The organism is Segetibacter sp. 3557_3 (assembly GCF_004354985.1).
In the GTDB taxonomy this organism is placed as follows: domain Bacteria; phylum Bacteroidota; class Bacteroidia; order Chitinophagales; family Chitinophagaceae; genus Segetibacter.
Map to the genome: position 1 here is coordinate 101,895 of NZ_SMSK01000002.1, position 22,156 is coordinate 124,050.

16 protein-coding genes and 1 tRNA gene are annotated in these 22,156 nt (G+C 45.0%); 11 read left to right on the top strand and 6 right to left on the bottom strand.

Annotated elements, in window-relative coordinates:
• Positions 1-120 precede the first annotated feature (120 nt).
• The 4 genes from EXU57_RS04765 to EXU57_RS25565 all read left to right on the top strand — a co-directional run bounded on the left by EXU57_RS04765 (position 121) and on the right by EXU57_RS25565 (position 3,835).
• Complete coding sequence (locus tag EXU57_RS04765; RefSeq protein WP_133267043.1) at positions 121-783, top strand: bifunctional 4-hydroxy-2-oxoglutarate aldolase/2-dehydro-3-deoxy-phosphogluconate aldolase; 663 nt, start codon at positions 121-123, stop codon at positions 781-783.
• A gap of 3 nt (positions 784-786) precedes the next feature.
• Positions 787-2,244, top strand: a complete 1,458-nt coding sequence (locus EXU57_RS04770) for an MFS transporter (protein ID WP_133267044.1) — start codon at positions 787-789, stop codon at positions 2,242-2,244.
• A gap of 385 nt (positions 2,245-2,629) precedes the next feature.
• Positions 2,630-3,082, top strand: coding sequence for a family 1 glycosylhydrolase (locus EXU57_RS25560; protein ID WP_243745509.1), 453 nt, complete (start codon positions 2,630-2,632; stop codon positions 3,080-3,082).
• Positions 3,083-3,157: 75 nt separating this feature from the next.
• Positions 3,158-3,835, top strand: a complete 678-nt coding sequence (locus EXU57_RS25565) for a hypothetical protein (protein WP_243745510.1) — start codon at positions 3,158-3,160, stop codon at positions 3,833-3,835.
• Positions 3,836-4,249: 414 nt separating this feature from the next.
• On the opposite strand, the gene EXU57_RS04785 is transcribed toward EXU57_RS25565, so the two are convergent.
• Positions 4,250-5,077, bottom strand: a complete 828-nt coding sequence (locus EXU57_RS04785; RefSeq protein ID WP_133267046.1) for a hypothetical protein — start codon at positions 5,075-5,077, stop codon at positions 4,250-4,252.
• A 117-nt stretch (positions 5,078-5,194) separates the two neighbouring features.
• Here EXU57_RS04785 and EXU57_RS04790 point away from each other — a divergent pair, with 117 nt between their 5' ends.
• The 3 genes from EXU57_RS04790 to EXU57_RS04800 are packed head-to-tail and all read left to right on the top strand — an operon-like array spanning position 5,195 to position 10,878.
• Positions 5,195-6,304, top strand: coding sequence for a DUF3667 domain-containing protein (locus EXU57_RS04790; protein WP_133267047.1), 1,110 nt, complete (start codon positions 5,195-5,197; stop codon positions 6,302-6,304).
• Positions 6,305-6,313: 9 nt separating this feature from the next.
• A complete protein-coding gene (mazG, locus tag EXU57_RS04795) occupies positions 6,314-7,090 on the top strand; it encodes a nucleoside triphosphate pyrophosphohydrolase (protein WP_133267048.1) in 777 nt (258 codons plus the stop codon).
• Positions 7,087-10,878 carry a sensor histidine kinase gene (locus EXU57_RS04800; protein ID WP_133267049.1) on the top strand — a complete coding sequence of 1,264 codons (3,792 nt, stop codon included), beginning with the start codon at positions 7,087-7,089 and terminating at the stop codon, positions 10,876-10,878. The genes mazG and EXU57_RS04800 overlap by 4 nt, the downstream gene beginning before the upstream one ends.
• A gap of 374 nt (positions 10,879-11,252) precedes the next feature.
• Here EXU57_RS04800 and EXU57_RS04805 read toward each other — a convergent pair whose 3' ends face one another.
• Positions 11,253-12,440 carry a YihY/virulence factor BrkB family protein gene (locus tag EXU57_RS04805; protein ID WP_243745511.1) on the bottom strand — a complete coding sequence of 396 codons (1,188 nt, stop codon included), beginning with the start codon at positions 12,438-12,440 and terminating at the stop codon, positions 11,253-11,255.
• Positions 12,441-12,958: 518 nt separating this feature from the next.
• Between EXU57_RS04805 and EXU57_RS04810 the strand changes: the two genes are divergently transcribed.
• Positions 12,959-13,393: a hypothetical protein gene (locus EXU57_RS04810; protein WP_133267051.1), complete on the top strand. Its 435-nt coding sequence runs from the start codon at positions 12,959-12,961 to the stop codon at positions 13,391-13,393.
• A 163-nt stretch (positions 13,394-13,556) separates the two neighbouring features.
• On the opposite strand, the gene EXU57_RS04815 is transcribed toward EXU57_RS04810, so the two are convergent.
• Both EXU57_RS04815 and cphA read right to left on the bottom strand, forming a co-directional pair.
• Positions 13,557-13,627, bottom strand: a tRNA-Gln gene (locus EXU57_RS04815).
• 172 nt (positions 13,628-13,799) lie between these two features.
• Positions 13,800-16,436: a cyanophycin synthetase gene (cphA, locus tag EXU57_RS04820; RefSeq protein ID WP_133267052.1), complete on the bottom strand. Its 2,637-nt coding sequence runs from the start codon at positions 16,434-16,436 to the stop codon at positions 13,800-13,802.
• 367 nt (positions 16,437-16,803) lie between these two features.
• Here cphA and EXU57_RS04825 point away from each other — a divergent pair, with 367 nt between their 5' ends.
• Together EXU57_RS04825 and EXU57_RS04830 are read left to right on the top strand one after the other, a co-directional pair.
• Entirely contained in the window at positions 16,804-17,694 is an 891-nt protein-coding gene (locus EXU57_RS04825; RefSeq protein WP_133267053.1) for a cyanophycinase, read from the top strand.
• A 97-nt stretch (positions 17,695-17,791) separates the two neighbouring features.
• Positions 17,792-18,478, top strand: coding sequence for an SGNH/GDSL hydrolase family protein (locus EXU57_RS04830; RefSeq protein ID WP_133267054.1), 687 nt, complete (start codon positions 17,792-17,794; stop codon positions 18,476-18,478).
• Positions 18,479-18,502: 24 nt separating this feature from the next.
• Here EXU57_RS04830 and EXU57_RS04835 read toward each other — a convergent pair whose 3' ends face one another.
• Complete coding sequence (locus EXU57_RS04835) at positions 18,503-19,147, bottom strand: alpha/beta hydrolase (protein ID WP_133267055.1); 645 nt, start codon at positions 19,145-19,147, stop codon at positions 18,503-18,505.
• Positions 19,148-19,164: 17 nt separating this feature from the next.
• The gene (tyrS, locus tag EXU57_RS04840) at positions 19,165-20,655 is read right to left on the bottom strand and encodes a tyrosine--tRNA ligase (protein ID WP_243745512.1); all 1,491 of its coding nucleotides are present in this window, start codon (positions 20,653-20,655) and stop codon (positions 19,165-19,167) included.
• A 383-nt stretch (positions 20,656-21,038) separates the two neighbouring features.
• On the opposite strand from tyrS, the gene EXU57_RS04845 reads away from it, so the two are divergent.
• Positions 21,039-22,139 (top strand): PorV/PorQ family protein, encoded by a 1,101-nt coding sequence (locus tag EXU57_RS04845; RefSeq protein ID WP_133267056.1) that lies wholly within the window; start codon positions 21,039-21,041, stop codon positions 22,137-22,139.
• Positions 22,140-22,156: the final 17 nt, after the last annotated feature.

Here is a 22,156-nt window from a genome sequence, read left to right on the forward strand (position 1 = left end):
GTTCCCGGCAACTTTTAGTCACAGGTGTAAAATAACACTCTTTTTTTTTCGCATCTTGCACAACTTCGTCTTACATACCACGATTCATAAAAAACATCTAATCACCAAACACATACCCGTATGGATAAGAAAGCGCAAATTCTTGCATTGATTCCGCAGCAGGGGTTCCTGCCATTGTATTTTTATAAAGACACGGAGGTTAGCCTGGAAGTGTTAAGAACCTTGTATCGCGCCGGTGTAAAAACGGTGGAATATACAAACCGCGGGGAAGCGGCATTAAAGAACTTTGAAGCAATGCGTAAGTTGTGCGACACGGAGTTAAATGGCATGTACCTGGGTGTTGGAACGATTAAAAACGCGCAGCAGGCGCAGGCCTTTATCGATGCAGGCGCGGATTACATTATCAGCCCGGGCCTTGTTGAAGATGCTGCTGCAGTGGCCGACAAAAACAACATATTATGGGTACCGGGTTGTATGACACCAACAGAGATTATAAAGGCAGAACAGCTGGGAGCAAAATTTGTAAAGTTGTTCCCGGGTAATATTCTTGGAACGGCTTTTCTTTCCGCTATCAAAGAGCTCTTTCCTGAGGTGATGTTTATGCCGACTGGTGGTGTGGACCTTGATAAAGAAAATATTGCCGGCTGGTTTAAAGCGGGTGTAAGTGCGGTTGGCATGGGTAGCAAACTGATCAGCAAACCATTGCTTGAACAAAAAGATTATGGAAAAATTGAAGGACTGACCAAAGAAGTAATGGAGATTATCAAATCCATAAAAGCCTAACGAATGACGACGCAAGCCATAGGAGTAAAGCAACCAGCAGTTGGAAAATTCAGATGGACCATCTGCGCAATGCTTTTTTTTGCAACAACCATCAATTATCTGGACCGGCAGGTTCTTTCATTAACGTGGAAAGACCACCTGGTTCCGGAATTTCATTGGACAGACAGCGACTATGGAACGATAACCGCTTTATTTTCTATTTTCTATGCTGTGTCTATGTTATTCGCCGGTCGCTTTGTCGATTGGCTGGACACAAAAAAAGGTTTCTTGTGGGCGATTGGTGTATGGAGCGTAGGGGCATGTTTGCATGCGTTTTGCGGCATCGCCACCTCAGGGGTTCTTACCGGTACCTGGCTGGTGGGTTTTGAAGGTGCAAAGGAGTCACTTGCGACTGTAAATAATGTTGGCCTTGTTTTATCCACCAGTGTTACCCTTTTTATCATTGCCCGTTTTGTGTTGGCATTGGGCGAAGCAGGAAACTTTCCGGCCGCTATCAAGGCTACTGCAGAATACTTTCCTAAAAAGGACAGGGCTTTATCCACAAGTATTTTTAATGCCGGTGCAACTGTAGGTGCACTTGCTGCGCCGATCACCATTCCCTTTATAGCAGATGCTTATGGCTGGGAAATGGCATTCCTCATTATCGGTGCCCTGGGCTTTTTATGGATGGGGATCTGGATTTTTATTTACAAAAAGCCCGAGGATCATCCACGGGTAAGCAAGGCCGAACTGGAGTATATTCAACAGGATATCGTAAAACATGACCCGTTATCCGAAACGGTAATTGCGGCACCACGGCAACTATCCTTTGCAGATTGTTTTAAGTATAAGCAAACACTGGCTTTTGCTTTTGGTAAGTTTATGACCGATGGTGTTTGGTGGTTCTTTTTATTCTGGACTCCAGCTTACCTCAGAGACATCTATAAAATGACCTCTACCGAAAGTGCTTTCCCCCTATTTGTTTTGTACATGATAACCCTGCTGTCGATCATTGGTGGATGGCTTCCCACTTATTTTGTTGATAAAAAAGGCATGAACCCTTACGAGGGTCGAATGAGAGCTATGTTACTGTTTGCTTTCTTTCCGCTGCTCGCGATCCTGGCGCAGCCGCTGGGTCAAACTACCTATTGGGTTCCGGTATTGATTATCGGAATTGCGGGCGCTGCTCACCAGTCCTGGTCTGCAAATATCTTTTCCACTGTAGGTGATATGTTTCCTAAGAAAGCGATCGCCACAGTTACCGGTATTGGTGGTATGGCTGGTGGTCTTGGTTCATTTTTCATCAATAAGGGTTCAGGCGTATTGTTTACGCATGCAGATGAAACCCAAATGCAGTTTATGGGTTTCCAGGGTAAAGAAGCAGGGTACTTCATTATTTTTTGTATTTGTGCGGTTGCTTACCTGATTGCATGGGTAGTGATGAAAGCCCTTGTTCCAAAAATGAAAGTCATTGACCTGTAAGTGTTGAGAAAGGCACATCACGACCGAAGTTCATCGAGGCAAGGCTGCTAAATCTGTTTAGCACGAACTTCTGGAATGACCAGGCTCCTGACACATATCTTCAACAAAGGCTCCGCAAGGGGCCTTTGTCATATACGGTTCCCTGGTTTGTGTCGCCTGCTGGATGACGCCGTAACACGGTACCAGTTGTTAAGCTCTTTTGCTGGGGTGATAGCACCGGTTATCTGATAGGCGAACAAGGGGCGTATTAGCGAGGTTCTGTTTGCTGTTGGTTCTCGATGCGTTCAGGACTTAAGTACATCATGGGCTTACTGCGTAACTTCAGGATGCCCTGAATATCTGTTTATTGGTTGTTGGATATGAATGGGAATTGTAAATTCAAGCTATGGCCATTAACAAGTTTATGTTTGCAACCGGGATAGAGAATAGTTATCCCCTGATCGGTTTAGCGGATGGGACCATGAAGCGGGTAGATGAAATGGAAAAAACCGGTCACTACAGTCGCTGGGAGGAGGACTTTCAGCTGGTTGGCGAACTGGGTATCCAGTTTTTACGATATGGCCCCCCGTATTATAGAACGCATCTTGGCCCGGGAAGGTACGACTGGAGTTTTGCGGACGAAACCTTTACGCGTTTGAAACAACTTGGCATTACTCCCCTGGCCGACCTTTGTCACTTTGGGGTGCCCGACTGGATGGGTAACTTTCAAAATCCTTCTTTTCCATATTATTTTGCAGAGTACGCTAAAGCATTTGCGCTTCGATATCCCTGGGTGCAGTTCTACACACCCGTAAACGAAATCTTTATCGCTGCTACTTTTTCGGCGCAATACGGTTGATGGAATGAGCGTCTTGCTTCCGACCGCGATTTTGTAAATGCACTCAAACATCTATGTAAAGCAAACCTGATGGCAATGGGGGCGATCCTGGAGGTTCAGCCTGAAGCCACCTTCATTCAAAGTGAAAGCTCAGAGTATTTTCACCCCGTTAACCCGGAGGCTGAAAAGTTGGCGAATTTCCTTAACCAGAAACGTTTTCTTTCGCTTGATTTAACTTATGGTTACCCGATTAACGTTACCATGTACGAGTACCTGCTCGATAATGGGATGACCCGCGAAGAATACCATTGGTTTGAGGATCACCAGGTAACTGCACGATGTATAATGGGAAATGACTATTACCTCACGAATGAGCACCTCGTTCATCCTGATGGTTTTACCACATCTGCAGGGGAGATATTCGGTTATTATACCATTACCCGGCAGTATTATAACCGGTACCGCTTACCAATCATGCATACTGAAACCAACAGAACGATGCCGGACTCGGTAGACTGGTTTTACAAGGAATGGACGAACGTGCACAAACTTAAAAAAGACGGGATACCCATCGTTGGATTTACCTGGTACAGCTTGCTACACCAGGTAGATTGGGATAGTGCTTTGCGGCATGATCGCGGTGTGGTGAATGAACTCGGACTTTTTGATCTGGATAGGAAAATTATGCCTGTAGGGAAGGCATATAAAAAAGTCATCTCACAATGGAGAGATGTACTGGCAAATGAAAGCTATGGATTGTTATTTCGCGTTTAGTGCTCGTCTGTAGCACAAATTTCTATTCGGGCTTGCCGGGGTTAATTGCTGTTTGCAGGCTTGCTATTTTTTGCGCCATTTGCCAGTTCTTGTTGGCTACGCCGTGGCGATTGCTGAACCGCGGTGCGTTTTCGGGAAGAAGGCTTTGGTAACTTGCGGTGCACCGCAGTGGAGCTGTTTAAGGGAGGAGCCGCAAAGGGTTCCCTGCTGATTGTTCTTCTGGTGTTCGCATTTTCCAACACCAGGATTTTGGAACTAATGCGGTTTTGGATATTCAAAGAAGGTTGGGCATTCGCCTGGAAGCTCAAAATCAGTAGAATAATGGGTAGATATTTGCCTAAATTTCTTAAAAGGGTCAAAGTGAGAAGGTTTGGATCTTTCTAGCACAAACTATGCCAACGACCAGCTTTGCGACTACTGATAAACATATTCGATCTTTCCCATGTATTCCTTACGTTTATTGTAGACCAGTTCCTTGCTTTTTAACCCTTTGTCGTTGTAAGAATATTTCCAGATCAGGTAGTTCGCGCTGTTTATCTGGGCCTGCGTCATTTGGCTTATCCGCCCATTAGCGTCGTACTCAAAGATGTAATCCGGAAGCATTTGCCTGGCCTTACGGCTAAACCTGACAATGTCCGTTAGCCTGTTTTGATCATTATAGTAGTAATAATAAGTCTCGATAACGCGCTTGTTTTTTGTCCAGGTTTCTTCGGCGATGTTCCCGGACTCATCCCGTGTGAAGTTTACCCTCGTTGTATCGATGCCATTTTTAATCTTAAGCATGCTTTCCGGCTTGCCGGCACTATTAAGCGTCCAGCGATGCTCTTCGTTACTGCTGAAGGTTCCGTCGAAGTCTTTACTGCTCGAAAGGGTGCGGATAAGATTACCGTTTGCATCGTAGTCGTAAGTAACGGTATTGATGGCATTCTGGCTGCTGTCGATCGTTTTATTGACTAAACCGTTTTCGAAGTAGCTGGTGAAAAAAGATTGGCCGCTGCCCGCCGAAGCTGAGCGAATGGTTATTTGCCGGGCATTGTTGCTGATGGTCTGCTCCATCACAAAGTCACTGCTCACCTGGTTGCCTTCGTAACTTACGGCATTAATCTTTTTAAGGCTATTATCCTTAATGAGTTTGTATTGGTGATTGGTAAGCTGGTTGCTAATGATGTCACTATAATAATATTGCGCCTTCACGCTCACAGTTCCAAACACCGCTAAAATCAAAAATGCACTAAGTTTCATTCCTAAGTTATATTGCGACCAAATGTAAATTCAATATCTGTTAACGAAAAAACATACTTCCTTTCAATTGCCGACGGCGAACCCCTTTGTAACGTATTTTTATCCAAATCTTAACATGTGTCGCATTTCAAAGAACGAAAGGAGAAAAACTGCCTGAACTGTAGCGCTGAAGTACAAGGCCGGTATTGTCATGTTTGTGGCCAGGAGAATATCGAACCGCGGGAAACATTCTGGCATTTAATAACGCACTTTGTTTACGACATCACACATTTCGATGGCAAGTTTTTCAGTACAAGCAGGCTGTTACTGTTTAAGCCTGGTTTGTTGTCGCTCGAGTACATGAAGGGCCGTAGGGTAAGCTACCTTAACCCGATAAAAATGTATGTTTTTACTTCGGCATTATTCTTCCTCTTCTTTTTTGCTGTAATTAAAGCCAAGGATAGCATCAAGATCAATAAGCCGAAAGCAAGAACAGTCGCAACTACCCTTAAGAAAATCGAACAAACCAATGCGACACTCAAGGAAGCCCTGGCGGATTCTGGTCTGCCTGATTTTTCAAGAACCATCATCCGGAATCGTCTTACCGACCTCGAAAAAGACATAGAAAGGCTAAAGGCCGATACGACGGACCTCGAGGATCTCAATTACTATAAAGGAGTGAACGTTGGCCTGGATGATGTATATACAACGGCGGCGCAATATGACTCGGTTCAGCGGAATTTGCCCAGCAGCAAAAGGGACAACTGGGTAAAAAAACAAATGCGACGCCAGAGCATAGTAATTAAAGAAAAGTATGGTAATGATAAGCAAAGCCTGGCAAATGCGTACCTCGACCGGTTCATCCATTTTTTCCCGCAAATGATGTTCCTATCGCTTCCGCTGTTTGCTTTGATCTTATACCTGTTGTATGCGCGACGACGGAATAATTATCTCTATGTTGATCACGTGATTTACTCCATCCATGTGTATTGCGCTGCTTTCATATTCTTTTTTGTTATGATTAGCCTTACAAAACTCAGCAACTTTTCCTGGCTGGGATGGTTGCAGGTGGTAAACTGGATAGTAGGACTGTATGCATTTTATTATGGTTACAAAGCATTAAGAAATTTCTATCAACAGGGCAGGGGCAAAACCATTGTTAAATATATTTTATTAACGATGTTGACCATGTTTCTGATGTCGATGATCTTCTTTGTATTTCTTATTTTTTCGGTGTTTGTTATTTAAACCTTTTTTATGGCGCAACTGGAACAAAGCTTTTTGAAGTTGGTAGGGATCATGGATGAATTGCGGGAGAAGTGTCCGTGGGATCGCAAACAAACTATTGAAACGTTACGTCCGTTAACGCTTGAGGAAACCTACGAGCTAACAGATGCAATTACCGACAAGAACTGGTCGCATATAAAAGAAGAACTGGGAGATTTATTGTTGCACATCATCTTTTATGCAAAAATCGGTGCTGAACAACAGCAGTTTTCACTGGAAGACGTCATTGAAGGGGTCAGTAACAAGTTGATTTCGCGTCACCCACATATCTATGCCGATACTGTCGTGCAGGATGAGGAAGACGTAAAGAAAAACTGGGAACAGATAAAGATGAAAGAAGGAAAGAAGTCGGTGCTGAGTGGGGTGCCACCATCCCTTCCCGCTATTGTAAAAGCATCCCGGATCCAGGATAAGGCGACGCAGGTTGGCTTTGAGTGGGAAAACAAAGAAGACGTATGGAAAAAGGTAGAAGAGGAGATGATGGAACTACAGGAAGCGGTCGCAGAGAACGACGCCGGTCACATTGAAGAAGAATTTGGAGATGTGTTGTTTAGCCTTGTAAACTATGCACGATTCTTGCAAGTTGACGCCGAAGGCGTACTTGAAAAAACCAACAAAAAATTTATACACAGGTTTACGCTTATGGAGGAAGAAGCTGCTAAACAAAATCGTTCTCTTGCCGCGATGTCGCTTGCCGAAATGGATGCCATTTGGAACGACATCAAAAAACAAAGAAAACCCTCTTGATACATTCCCTACGAAGAAGCGCTTATAAAAACGGCTATCTCATACTTACAGCCGCATGGCTGTATACCCTGTCCTTTATAATAATCAACTACCAAACTTATAGTTCGTCGCCCGGACGGGTACAAACCCAATTTGAAAAGTATATTAAAGAGTCTGAGAATACCTTTAATTCGCTTGCCGCAGATACTGCAACCCTTTTTTCATTAACGAAAGACGACCCGGGTCGCAGGGAAGAATTAATAAGCCTGAATGAGAAGCTGAACTTTTACGTATACGTTAAGGTTGGTGAAGACTACTTTTTAAGTTTCTGGAATACGCATGTAGTTGTTCCGGCACAAGCAGATATCCAGGAACGCGACGGCAAATACGTTGTAAAGTATTCAAACGGTGAATACGAGCTGATCAAGAAAACCATCCGGGTACGCAACAAAACAATTGTTGCCGCGGGCATGGTTCCCCTGAGGTACCATTATTTCTGGAACAACAAGTACCTGCGCACATCGTTTCCTGCGTTCAAAAATCTTGAAGAACGATACGATTTACATATGGCCGATACGGGGATCGGCATACGTAACGGCAATGGTATACGCCTCTTTAACCTTGTTGAGAAGCCAAAAGGAAAACTGGCCTACACTGAATATGAACAGATCCCGCTTGTTATGCGGGTGGTCTCCATTTTGTTTCTGCTCATCTTTATCAATTCACTGGCCCTTGATGTTGTTCGCTCGCATGGTTGGAAGATCGGGTTTACCTTTCTGATTATCGTGATCGTAGCCCTCAGGCTTTTGTCTTATTACTATAGCTTTCCGTTTGATTTCCGGCGACTTGAACTTTTCGACCAGCTGATTTATGCATCTACCTGGCTGCACCGTTCGCTTGGCGATTTGTTGATTAATACCATTCTTCTGTTTTGGGCAGTGACCTTTTTGAAATCTGTTGCTGAGCAAACAGTGACAGGCATGAAGAAAGTTGAAGGAAGAAAAAGCTGGCTGATTACGGCATGCTTGTGCGTGGTATTGCTGGTTATGTCATTTGGCTCCGCCTCCCTTATCCGAAGCCTGATTGTAGACTCTGATATATCTTTTGAAGCCTCCAACTTTTTTAAGCTTTCCATATATAGCCTGATCAGTTTTCTGATTTTGTGCTTCATCGTGCTATCATTTTTTTACCTGTCGCACCTGGTTATCCTGCTGTTGCAAAAAGCAGATAATGGTTCCATTTCGCTGAAATACGTGTTTACTGCGGTACTCGGTCTAATGTTCCTGACTTTGCAGTTCGACAGTCCCTTGATCCTGGAGAACCTGCTTATTCTGTCATGGCTCTTACTGTACCTGTTGCTTTTCGAATACCGTACTGTTGACCTTTTACAGCCGTTTATTCGTTCTTCATTTTTTATCATATGGCTCATACTGTTTGCAGCAAGTGTTTCATCCATCATCATTTATCAAAATCATAAAAAGGAATTACAGCAAAGAAGGCGTGTTGCAGAAAAGTTGATGGAACAAACCAACCCTGCAGGGCAAAACCTGATGAGTGTTGCAGTCACCTACTTTAGCAATCCCTTCCTCGCGGAAAACTTTCATCGCTTTAAATATGAGTCGAGCAATAAAGTAATTAAGGACAGTTTGATCGGTGAAAATTTTTCGGGTTACCTCAACAAATACGACACTCGTATTTATACTTTCGACTCACTTTTTAATCCGCTGTTTAACGATGATGAGGCATCTTTCGAGGTGCTTACCAGTATCATCACTAACCAGGGAAAAAAGACCGGTATTCCCAATCTTCACTATTACGAGAACAGCCTGGCGAGTTTCAGTTACTTATACCAGCGAACAATCAAAAACTTCGACAATCAAACACTGGGGTACTTTTTCGTAATTGCTCGTCCTAAGGGATATAAAAGCGAATCGCTGATACCCGAGTTATTCAAGCAGGTGAAGGACGTTAGTGATGATCTTAATGTAAATTACTCTTACGCCGTTTATAACAAAGGACAAATTGCGACCAATTTCGGCGACCATGAATTTCCCTCAACCCTGCAGGGCAAGGATTATCCTTTGCTTGATTTTGAGTTCAGGAAGTTTGGAGACAATAACGAGCTGTGGCACAAATCCGGGAATAAGGTGGTGGTGGTAGTTAAAAAAGGCCGGATTTTTTACGATGCCATTACCTTGTTTGCCTACCTCTTTGGCTCCTTTTTATTCATTATTATCATATTTCACCTTGGGAGTTTCCTGTTTCGGTCACGCTTCAGGTGGCGGGGTATGCGAACCGCCTTTCGTTTTAGTATCCGGAGCCAGATCCAGTTTACGATTGTATTTATTTGCATTTTCTCGTTTGTGATTATAGGTATCGCCACCATTAAATTCTATGTAGCACGCTATAAGAAATCAAACGTTGAAATGCTGGTACGCTCAATTACTATGATGGCGAATGAACTCCAGAGCCAGATTGCCAGCCGCACCATGTTCGACAGTTCGATTAACCTTGGACAGCAAAAGCCCACCCAGCAAATCGAAGCAACAATTGCGACTATTTCAGAGATACACGGTCACGATGTAAACTTTTACAACGTTAATGGTTTGCTACTAAACTCTACCCAGCCGTACATCTATCACAAGCACATTCTTAGTGAAATGATGGACCCACGTGCATACTATCAGCTTCATTATAAGCGCAACCTCAGGTACCTTCAAAAAGAGTTCGTGGGCCGTTTTCAATACGAAAGTATATACACCCCCGTGAAAGGGCATGATGGCCAGACCTATGCCTATGTAAACATTCCATACCTTAATTCAGAAAAACAACTCAACCAGGAAATCTCAAATTTCCTGGTCACCCTGATCAACTTAAATGCGTTCATATTCGTGTTTGCAAGTGCTATTGCTTTACTGTTAACAAACCGCATCATCCGCTCCTTTACGCTGATTGGAAATAAAATGCGCGACATCAATCTCGGGCACTACAACGAAGAAATTACCTGGAAGAGCAATGATGAAATTGGTTCATTGGTGCTGGAGTACAATAAGATGGTAAACAAGCTTGAAGAAAGTGCGCAGGCCCTTGCCAAAAGTGAGCGCGAAGGAGCATGGCGCGAAATGGCAAGACAGGTGGCACACGAGATTAAGAATCCGCTTACGCCTATGAAGCTAAGCATACAATACCTGCAGCGTGCGATTGACGAAAAGAAACCGGATGTGCAGGAACTGGCACAGCGGGTATCGGCTACCCTTGTCGAGCAGATAGACCAGCTTGCAAAAATTGCGTCAGACTTCTCGCAATTTGCGAACATCGGCAACGTAAAAAAAGAGGTTTTTGATATTAATGATGTGCTGGATTCCATTGTTAACCTGCACAGCACCAACGACCGGCTGGAGCTACATTGGGAGAAGTCGGGTTCCCGCTCGCTCCTGAATGCCGACAGGGTGCAAATCAATCGTTTGTTCACTAACCTTATACAGAACGCAATTGAGGCCAGCTCAGGAAGTGGTTCGGCATATATTAAGATTACCGAGGAGGTGAGCGATGACCAGATTACCATTAGTGTTCAGGACCATGGCCAGGGCATTAAGCCGGAGATGTATGACCGGATCTTCACCCCCAACTTTACGACAAAAAGTTCCGGTACGGGTCTTGGACTGGCAATATGCAAAGGCATTGTCGAGAAAGCAAACGGGTCAATCTGGTTTGTTACGTCGCCGGGGGAAGGAACCAGTTTTTATGTAACCCTGCCCCTGTACATGCCGGAGAAAGAAAGACAAACCACTGCAGCTGTCCTGGCTTAAATTCTACAAGTCTTTAGTAATCCATATACTTCAGCGGAAATGAGGTTTACGTACTGTTCAAGTTCAAGAGGCATTCGGCTGCTATTTTTTACCTGCGGTTGCCGCTGAGCCTGAGTCAATAGACTAGTAAAAAAATTTCACCCGTATAGTACGCTTCGGCAATCAACTTCAATTTTTATCTCAATCCTCCGCATCATGCATTTCAGCTGATGTTGCTAACTCTTGAGCCATAGTAAACACAAGAAAGGCTGTTCCACTCGGAACAGCCTCTACCAATTATTTTAATCACCTATTGCCATTGACGTTGAGTATGGCTAAACTATCTTCTTGCCTTAGCTGCTCCTTTTTCTAATACTCACGCTTTCGATACCGAGTTACTTCTTGTGGACAACTTTAGAGCCTTCGGCATGCGCTTCCTGTATAGATTCATTTTTAGACTCTACCTCAACCACTTTGGTTACCACAGCATAGTGATTCGGTCTTATTTCTGAACCATATTTCATTGCCCAGGCTTTCGTGAATTCCGCTCCCAGGTAAAGGATGATTGAAGAGTAATACACCCAAAGCAGCAGGATTACAAGTGAACCCGCCGCACCATAAGTACTGCCGACATTACTTTTGCTGATGTAAAAAGAGATTCCAAATTTACCTAGCATAAACAGGAGTGAAGTTACAAAAGCCCCAACCATAACATCTTTCCACCTGATTTCTGCATCGGGTAACACCTTGAAGATCACCGCAAAAATAAGCGAGGTCACTGTAAGAGTTATAGCGACGTTAATGACGTAAAACATAATTACTGTCACGTCAGGAAAGCGCCTCATCAGCCGCTCACTAAATCCATCAATGATAGCTGTAACCCCCAACGAAACCAGCAATAAAAATCCAAGACTTGCAATTACAGAAAAGGAAAGAAACCGGTTTTGAAGCATCTTCAGCCAACCTTTTTTAGGCTTTGGTTTTAAACCCCATATGGTATTAATGGAGTCCTGGATTTCACCAAAGACGGTTGTGGCACCAATTAGCAGCGTAATACCACCAATAATTGCGGCCGTAGTGCTTTTCCCCGCAAGGGATGCGTTTTTGATGATTGTTTGTAGCTGCTCCGCGGTGTCTGCTCCAACAAAGCCTTTCAGTTGTCCATAAATTTGCCCCTCAATAGCTTCTCTTCCGAGGAAAATACCGCAGAGTGAAATGATCAGCACCAGCAAGGGTCCCAGCGAGAAAACAGTATAATAAGCTAGTGATCCGCTCATCTTGGTTATCTTATGTTCCCCGAAACCTGTAAACGAATTCTTTATTACTTCCCAGATCCCTTTAAAACTTACCTTTTGCTTCATAAAATACGGTTTAAACCAGGTATGCAAAAAATCTACCATCAAACCCTTGTGTTCAGTTTTATCCGGATGTTCGTTAACATCCCTGTGACATTCATTTAAAACTACCCGGTTGATGGCAGGATATTGAACCGGTATGCTCCTGGTCTTTGAGTTACGATTCTTCAGTTCATTGCAGGTCGACAAAAAACTGTGCCAGTAGAGGGTTGCTATATGTCTCTTCAATTAGAACCCCAGGTCGGTTAATGAGGAAACCTCTTCGACCAAGCCCCAGTTTATCAATTGTAGATCGTTGCGCCGGGCCCCCATTTATTAGCAGGTTTTACTCCCGTCCGAACGGCTTCAGCCGGGCGCCCCCCCGTATGAACTACGTTCGGACGGGGTCTTGTACTGTCTAGCATTACCCCGCCAATTAAGCCAGCAATGGGCTTAACTAGACGATATTGAATCCAAACCCCATACTCTTCCTAACTACGGTAGTCTGAAACAGCAATCCATTACATAATTTTTTTTGAGGTATGCTGTTGCTATCACATAAATATGTCTCTATCAGGAAAGCCAAAAAAGGTGTTAAATGCCATTCTAAAGGCCAAATGCGGGGAATAGCGGCAAAAGCAGGTTTAAATGGGTAAAACCGGGGTGAATTTGACTGTATCAATTCACTCTTTCATGTGATTGTACAGGGCCTTTTACGATTGCATATTTGCAATATAAAATTACAACAACATACAAAATACAAACACATGAAAAAGTTACTCTCCACAGCACTTATCGCCCTTTTTGTTATCAGTTCTTCATTTGCAGGAACCACTACAAACGTTAACCGTAAAGTTACCCAGAGTTTTGAATGGGACTTCAAAGGTGTTCAGGATGTTCAATGGACAACAACCGACGCTTATGCAATTGCCTCATTTGTTCAGAACAACAAAGGAACTAAGGCTTATTATAGCCATGATGGCGAACTGATCGGTTGTGCTTCAGCAGTAAACCTCGAAGAGCTTTCATCTGCTGCAAAAAGATCTTTCGCGAAGAAATACAGCAACTATAAAATCACTGAGGCTATAAAGTTTGAAAAAACAGAGGGCTCAGCTTACTTTATCTCTGCTGAAAAAGACTCCGAGAAACTCATTCTGCAAGTTGATAACGGTCACGTTTCGGTTTACAAAAAACTCAGCTAAACAATTCATCCTCTATATATATCCAAAGCCTGTGCTGATGCGCAGGCTTTTTTCGTTTAAACCTTTTCCAACACTTTCGTGGGATGCGCGAAATTGTTGCGCCTGGCAGGAAGCCGGTAATTTAAGGACATAAAAAAACCGGAAGAAATCTTCCGGCTTTTTGTTGCCCGACATGGACTCGAACCACGACAAACAGTACCAAAAACTGTCGTACTACCATTATACTATCGGGCAATCCGTAAATGGAGTGCAAAAATAAGGACTGACCTTATTTCAACCAACAAAACTTAGAAATAAAATTGGTTTTTTTTATCTTTTTTCTTCGGCTGCGTTTATCCATGGTCTTTTCTAAAATTCCCGGCTGGTTTAATCGATTGAAGTACTGCCAACAGGTGTTTGCCGGATATTACGATTGCAGCACCCTTTGCTTTTCCTCCTCTTCTTTCAAGTCTTTGATCAGGTTAAGTGCTTCAGTAACAACATCGGCCATAATGGTAATGATCGACCCGGGTTCGGCATTTTCATAGGCATACATGATTGCCTCTTTTTCGTTTAGGATCACTTTAATCGGTACATCTTCCCGTTTGCTATCGTTGATGCCCTCGAGAAGCAGGTTTACAATCTCATCCGCAGAACGCCCCCTCAGGTGGCGGTCCTGACGGATAATAATTTCATCGAAGTTTCTACCGGATATCCGGCCAAGTTCCCTGATATCATCATCCCGACGGTCACCCGTTCCGGAGATGATACCAACCTTTTTAGTACTGTCCATTTTGTTTACGAAGTCGCAAAGCAATTGTAGTCCGGCAGGATTGTGTGCAAAGTCAACCAGGAAATTAAACTTTCTAAACTGGAACAGGTTCAGCCGCCCGGGGGTTTGAACAGGGGAGGGAACAAAAGTGTTCAGGGCAAGTTTAATGTCCTCGCTTTTGATGTTTCTGAAAATATAGGTAGCGAGTATTGCCGGAAGGGTGTTCATAATGTTATGCACAGCCTTACCCCCAAAAGTCAGTGGAATTTCACTTACTTTTTCTACCCGTATTTTCCAGTTCCCTTTTAATATGCTAACATAACCGTTTTCGTACACCGATGCTAACCCGCCGTCGGCGCAATGCTCTTTTATTCGGGGATTGTTCTCATCCATACTAAAGAAAGCAACATTACAATCCAGGTCTTTTCGCATCGCATACACCCGGTCATCATCCGCATTAAGGATGGCGTAGCCGTGCTCAAAGACCGTTTCGGGAAGTACCTGCTTCACTTTTGCCATTTGTTCCAGGTCGTCGATGCCGCCGAGACCGATATGGTCGGAACTAACATTGGTTACGATGGCAATATCACAGTTTTGAAAGCCAAGGCCAGCCCGGAGTATCCCGCCCCGCGCACACTCCAGCACAGCGAAGTCTACCGTGGGATCTTTAAGTACAAACTGGGCACTCATTGGCCCGGTACAATCGCCCGTCATCATCAGGGTGTTTTGAATATACACCCCATCAGATGTGGTAAAGCCAACTTTGTAGCCCGCAGTTTTGCAGATGTGTGCAGTAAGGCGGGTTGTAGTTGTTTTACCGTTGGTGCCGGTTACCGCAATGATGGGTATGCGCCCATTCATTCCTCTTGGAAACAACATATCAACTACTGGTTCAGACACATTGCGCGCAAGTCCCTGCGCAGGTTCGATGTGCATTCTGAACCCCGGGGCTGCATTAACCTCAAGTACCGCACCCCCGTTTTCATTGATCGGAACCTTGAGGTTTTCTGCCATGATATCGATCCCGCAGATATCAAGACCGATGATTTTTGAGATCCGTTCGGCCATGAAGATGTTGGTTGGATGCACTTCATCGGTAACGTCTGTACTGGTACCCCCTGTACTAAGGTTGGCCGTGTGTTTTAGTAAAACCAACTCGCCCGATGCGGGCACTGACTCCAGCGTATAGCCCTTTTCCTCCAACATCTTAAGGGTCGAGTCATCAATTGTTATCTGTGTCAACACTTTCTCATGCCCAAAGCCCCTTCGTTCATCTTTATTCGTTTCATCAATTAGCCATTGTATGGTATGTTCGCCATCGCCCGTAACACTCGCAGGAGTACGCAAGGCGGCACAGATAAACTTATGGTTAATCACCAGCACCCTGAAGTCGAAGCCGGTAATAAATTTTTCGCAAATCACCGCGCGGCTATAATATTGAGCGGCTTCAAAAGCCTTTAAGGCATGGTCCCAATCATTGATGTTGGTTGTTGCTCCTTTGCCGTGGTTGCCATCGATGGGTTTAAGCACCAGCGGGTAGCCATACCGTTCGATAGCATCAGATAATTCCTCAGCGGTGCGAACGATGGTACCCCTGGGTACCGGGATCTCGGCAGCCTCAAGCAGGTTTTTTGTTTCTTCTTTATCGCCGGCAATATCAACAGCGATAGTCGACGTAGTGCTTGCAATCGTTGCTCGTATTCTTTTCTGGTGGATCCCGTAACCAAGTTGCACCAGGCTATGGCGGTTCAGGCGAATAAATGGAATACCCCTTTTCACTGCTTCATCAACGATTGAACCGGTTGATGGGCCTAGCCGGGTGTCTTCACGAATTTCACGTAATGCCTGTATATCTTCGTCGAAATTGTACACCTGGTCATCAGCAATAGCCTGGCAGATTCGCACCGCAGCCTTTGCCGCATAAACGCCTGCGTCTTCCTCCATATAACTAAATACCACGTAGTATTGACCGGCCACACCAGTGCCACGTGTTCTGCCAAAGCCGGTATCCATTCCCGCAAGAGTTTGTATTTCAAGCGCAACATGCTCAATTACATGCCCCATCCAGGTTCCTTCTTCCACCCGGTGAAAGAAACCACCCGGTACACCTTCACTACACCTGTGCGAATAAAGCGACGGGAAGTATTTCTCCAGTCTCTCCCGAAACCCGGGAATTTCATTGGTTGGCTTTTGCTCGAGTTCTTCAAGGTCAAGCTTCATTTGTATCAGTTTGCTACGGCGTATACTCCAGTAGTTGGGGCCGCGAAGCGTCTTTATTTCTACGATCTTCATAGTTGATTGAGGATTACTTTCAATATTAGCATATAAGTTAAGCCAGCCTTAGTACTATCGATTTGGATTTTAAAAGCGGGTTGATGTACCCCATCATTTAATATTTAGTGGACAGCTATTCCCGGTAAGATAAACAAAAAAGCACGCCACTAGGGCTGAAATGGGTAATACATCAAAATATCTTCATCTGTAATGTCATTGTTACTAAACACATGTCTAAAGGCGATCGTCCGGCTTGTAAAAAACATATGTAAACAGGAATTTATATCATCAATTTGCGTTTCAGACCCGGTATTTTCGCTTTGACAACCCTCTGCTACATTAAAATTTATAGTTACTTTGTAAGTTTTAATGAAATGATCAATAGATGATAATTCCAAAAGGAAAGTTAGTTGCAATTGGTGGCGCCGAAGACAAGGGTACCAGCGTGGATGTTGGGGAGATCCACCGGCAAAATCTGAATTTCTTTGAACTTGGAATCTTAAGACGGATAGTTAAGGAAGCCGGCGGGCCAGGCGCTAGAATTGAGATCATTACAACGGCCTCCATGATCCCACTGGAGGTTGGCAACAATTATATGGACGCATTTGGGAAAATTGGCTGCACCAACATAGGTGTAATGGATATCCGTAACCGCGATGAGGTACAGCGGGAGGATTACATCAAACGTATGGAAAAAGCCGATGCGGTACTATTCAGCGGTGGCAATCAATTTCGTTTGTCTTCTATCTTTGGCGGCACCCGCTTACTCCGACTCATACAAAGTCGCTACCGCAGCGAACCATTTGTAGTCGCCGGCACTTCTGCAGGCGCAATGGCTATGAGCAATACCATGATCTACGAAGGCAGCGCCTCGAGGGCCCACCTCAAAGGAGAGGTAAAAATAACTACCGGCCTTGGCTTTATGAACAACGTGATTTTTGACTCACACTTCGAAAAACGCGGGCGCTTCGGTCGGCTATCACAAGCTGTCGCCGGCAATCCTTCTGCAATAGGCATCGGTCTTGGTGAAGACACGGGCATGCTGGTGAGCGAAGGCAACCTGATGGAAGCAATCGGGAGTGGTCTTGTCATTATCATCGACGGGCATGATATCAGGCACAGTAATATTGCCGACATACCCGTTGGGAACCCAATGAGCATCGAACGCCTTGTTGTACACCTTTGCGCAAAAGGAAATGGATTTGATGTTGCCGAACGAAAGTTTATTGAAAAGATGGCGCAGGAAACAACCCCGGTAATGGGAACCTGGGAGTGATCTTCCCCTCCCGTTTGCCCGGCAGTACTTTAATGCTTAAACAGCAGCCTTCGAATAATAACGAAATCCCACACAAGCGGCTAACTCAGCAAACCTAATGGCTATAAATCTTCTACTTCTTGCTGCTTTCGTTGCTGTCATGTTGCTGTTGTCGTTCAACCATGGAAAAAAGCAAAAAAAGATCATTATCCTTGGTGACTCGATTACGGCAGAGGCTTCACAACCACCCGGATTTATCAGCCGCTTAAAAAAGTACCTGGCTAGCGAGGGCCTGGCTGAAAAATTTGAAGTTATAGGCGCAGGTATTCCCGGTAATAAAATCTACGACTTGCACCTGCGACTCGATCGCGATGTTATTCTTGCCAATGCCGCCACTGCAGTCATCTACATCGGAACAAACGACATCTGGCACAAGATCAGCACCGGTACAGGCACAGATGCCGACAAGTTTGAGGAGTTTTACGAAACCATCATTCACCGGCTGAAGGCTGCCAAAATCGAAGTAGTCATCTGTACTCCTGCTGTTATCGGCGAAAAAACAGACTTTTCCAATCAGCTCGACGCCGAGCTGCTCCAATACTCCGACCTAATTCGCAACATCGCGGCTACCAACGATCTTAAGCTCGTTGACCTTCGACGCGCATTCCTAAACTACAATAACGAACACAATTTAGACAACCAGTCATCAGGGGTTCTTACCAACGACGGGGTTCACCTGAACGAACAGGGAAATAAGCTGGTAGCAGAAGAGATCTGGAAAGTTGTATTCGATACCCGGCCTTAAAACCCTTTAAGGCCCCTGTGTTCATCAAAGATTTTGAACAAGCTTTTTCAGCAACGCCGAAAGTTCCTCGGCACGGTCCATAATCATCAGGTGTTTTCCTTTGCTGATTACGTGATCAGGTTTTACAAAACGCATCGGCAACAGCCTGTCGGAGGAGCCATGAATATGTACCACGTTGGTGGGAACGTCAAGGTTGTTCCAGGTTAAAATAGCATGGATCGCCCAAACGGTAAATCGGGGATCGGTGTCGCCAAGAATTTTCATAAACGTGGCCTGTTGAGTTTTGCCCACCGGCCCGATCAGTTTCCGGCTAACCCTTCCGCTAAGTTTAATCACGCTGCCCGGCACCCACTTATACACCGGCAGGTATCGCCACATCCGCAGGTATAGGGGAAATTCTTTTGAAGTTTTGTTACTCGATATGATAATTCCACGTATGCTTTTATCGAGCTTGGCCATTTCGGTTACCAACATGCCGCCAAACGAAACGCCTACGATAATTGGATCCGTATCCGTGATTACCTCGCGTAGTCTGCCGGCGTATTCTGCAAGGGTCTCCCGGGGATGGGGCTTTATCCAACTGATGAACACAGGTTCACAAAACGAAAGGTCAAGAAAACCAAACGCCTTTTCATTTGCACCGAGGCCCGCTATAAAGTAAACCTTCATTGTTCGCAGCTTTATGCCTACACTGCCTTTACAAAGTAGTAATTCTTCTTTCCCTTTTGAAACAGCAGGTATTTGTCGTGCAGGAGTGATCCGGCATTAATGGTTGTTACATCAGTACCTAGCTTTGTTTTGTTTAAACTTATACCACCACCTTGCCAGGTTTTACGTGCCTCACCTTTACTGGAAAACACGGCAGCATCGTTTAGCAGCGTTAACAGGTCATACCCGTCAACCAGTTTTTCGCGGCTGATCTCCGATTGGGGGAGCCCCTCCATAACCTGCAGCAATTGTGTCTCGGTTAAGCTCATCAGCACTTCGGCGCTTGCATTTCCAAAAAGTATTTCCGACGACTTGATTGCAAACGCATAATCCTCGCGGCTATGCACAAACGTGGTTACTTCTTCGGCAAGTTTCTTTTGCAACAGCCGTTCATGAGGTGCCTGCTTGTGGTCGGCTAACACGTTTTCTATTGTTTCCTTTGGCAAGAGCGTAAAGATCTTTATCCACTTCTCTGCATCATCGTCACTCGCGTTTAGCCAAAACTGGTAAAACTGGTAAGGGCTTGTTTTTTCCGGGTCAATCCAGATGTTGCCCTTTTCCGTCTTGCCAAATTTGCCGCCATCTGCCTTTCTGATCAATGGGCAGGTAAATGCAAAAGCTTCTCCGCCGGCTTTTCTGCGCACAAGCTCGGTGCCCGTTACAATATTTCCCCATTGATCGCTGCCGCCCATTTGCAGCTTACAGTTCTTGTGTTTATTCAGGTAGTAAAAGTCGTAGCCCTGTATCAGTTGGTAGGTGAACTCGGTAAAGCTCATCCCAACCTCACTGTCCAGCCGCTTCTTAACACTTTCCTTCGCCATCATATAGTTCACCGTAATGTGTTTGCCCACATCGCGAATGAAGTCAAGAAAGGTAAATTCTTTAAACCAATCATAGTTGTTGGCCATCTCCGCAGCATTCGGTTTGTTGCTGTCGAAGTCGAGGTATTTCTCCAGTTGTTTTTGTACTCCGGCCTGGTTTCGCTGCAGTACTTCCTCACTCAACAGGTTGCGTTCTTCGCTTTTTCCGGTAGGGTCGCCTATCATACCTGTTGCACCGCCCACCAATGCAATGGGCTTATGTCCCGCACGTTGAAGGTGCACCAGCAACAGGATTGGAACAAGGCTGCCGATATGCAGGCTTTCAGCCGTAGGGTCAAAACCAATATAGCCGGTAGCCATTTCCTTTTCCAATAATGCTTCGGTGCCGGGCATAATATCCTGCACCATGCCACGCCACTTCAATTCTTCAATTAATTGCATTGATTTCGATTTCGGCAAAAATAAAGCAGAATGCATCACATAATCGGCCCACGAATAAAGTACGGCAACGCCGCCTGGAAAATACATCTGGAACTTGCATCCTGATTTTTTGGTGACCAGCAGTTGTTCTTTACTCGAAATCGTTGTGTCACTCACTTTTACTGTTGTGCCTGTAGCAGCTTCAGGCTGCCCCGGATGGTCTTGCACTTAAGGTTGAAGTTTTGCTTGCTTAGAAAACCCGCGTATTTGCTTGTTTGCCTTGCTTCGAAAGCACGGATAGGATCGCGGTTGTAAATACTGCTGCTTAAAAATATAAAGTACAAGGGTGACACCCCTGTCCGAACCGGTTTATCCGCGCGGGCGTCCGACTGCGCAGCGGGCGGGCAACCGGGGCCAATTTCGTGTTCACCTGTTGGCTACCCAAAAACAATTGCATACCAGCTCTCCTCGAAAATAGGCGGCGGGTCTGGTTTAAAAGTGTAAAGACAGGTGAATTCTACTGCAATACAAGCGCTTACGTTTATTTTTTATAGTGCGTTTTATTGATGACTTTTACAACCGCAATAATTTGAATGTTGTAACTTTTATGCATGAAATGTAAACTGTTCGCTGCTTTGCTGGCGGGGGTATTCTGGGGCGGAAGTGTTGACGGTCAATTCAGGAAATATTCCAATGAATTTTTAAATATCGGTGCAGGCGCCCGCGGCCTGGCCATGGGTGGTGCGCAGGTAGCGAGCGTTAAAGATGGTACTGCAGGTTACTGGAACCCGGCAGGTCTGGTAGGTATCCAGGATTTTCCATCTGTAAACGTGATGCACGCCGAATACTTTGCCGGCATCGGCAAATACGACTACCTGGGCGTAGCAGTTCCGATCAGCGAAAACCGGAGGGTTGTAGGGCTTTCGGTTTTGCGTTTTGCCGTTGATGATATTCCCAACACCCTCTTCCTGGTGGAACCCGATGGTTCAGTGAACTACAATAATATTCGCACCTTTTCCTCGGCCGATTACGGCTTCCTGTTGTCGTACGCACAAAAGGTGAAAGATGAGGAGGATCAGAAACTCAGTTTTGGCGGTAACGTAAAAGTGATCCACCGCAACGTTGGCACATTCGCGTCTGCCTGGGGTTTCGGACTTGATGCAGGGATGCAATACCAAAGCAATCGATGGAAATTTGGCCTTGCGGCAAGAGATATTACTACAACCTTCAATGCATGGAGCTTTACTTTCGACGAAAGGGAAAAAGAGGTGCTCTATCTCACCAATAACGACATACCCGTAAAGTCGACAGAGCTGACGGCGCCAAGGCTGATTGCGGGTGCTGCATATGCGTTTCCACTGGGCGAAAAGTTTAACCTGGAAGCGGAAGCAAATCTCGACCTCACATTTGATGGTCAGCGCAATACCCTCATAAGTAACAAAACCGTTAGTGTGGATCCAAGGCTGGGGCTTGAGGCTTCGTTCCAAAATGCCCTGTTCTTTAGGGCGGGTATTTCCAATTTTCAAAAAGCACTATCCGATGGTGATACCCTAAACCAAAAGAAGGTATGGATCTACCAGCCTTCGGTAGGGGTGGGGTTCAGGATTAAAAACGTGGTGATCGATTATGCGTTTACCAACCTTGCAAATCAATCCAATCCACTGTACACCCATATATTTTCTTTGCGGCTTGACCTTAAAAAGAACGACTAACCCGAGCGTCGGTACAA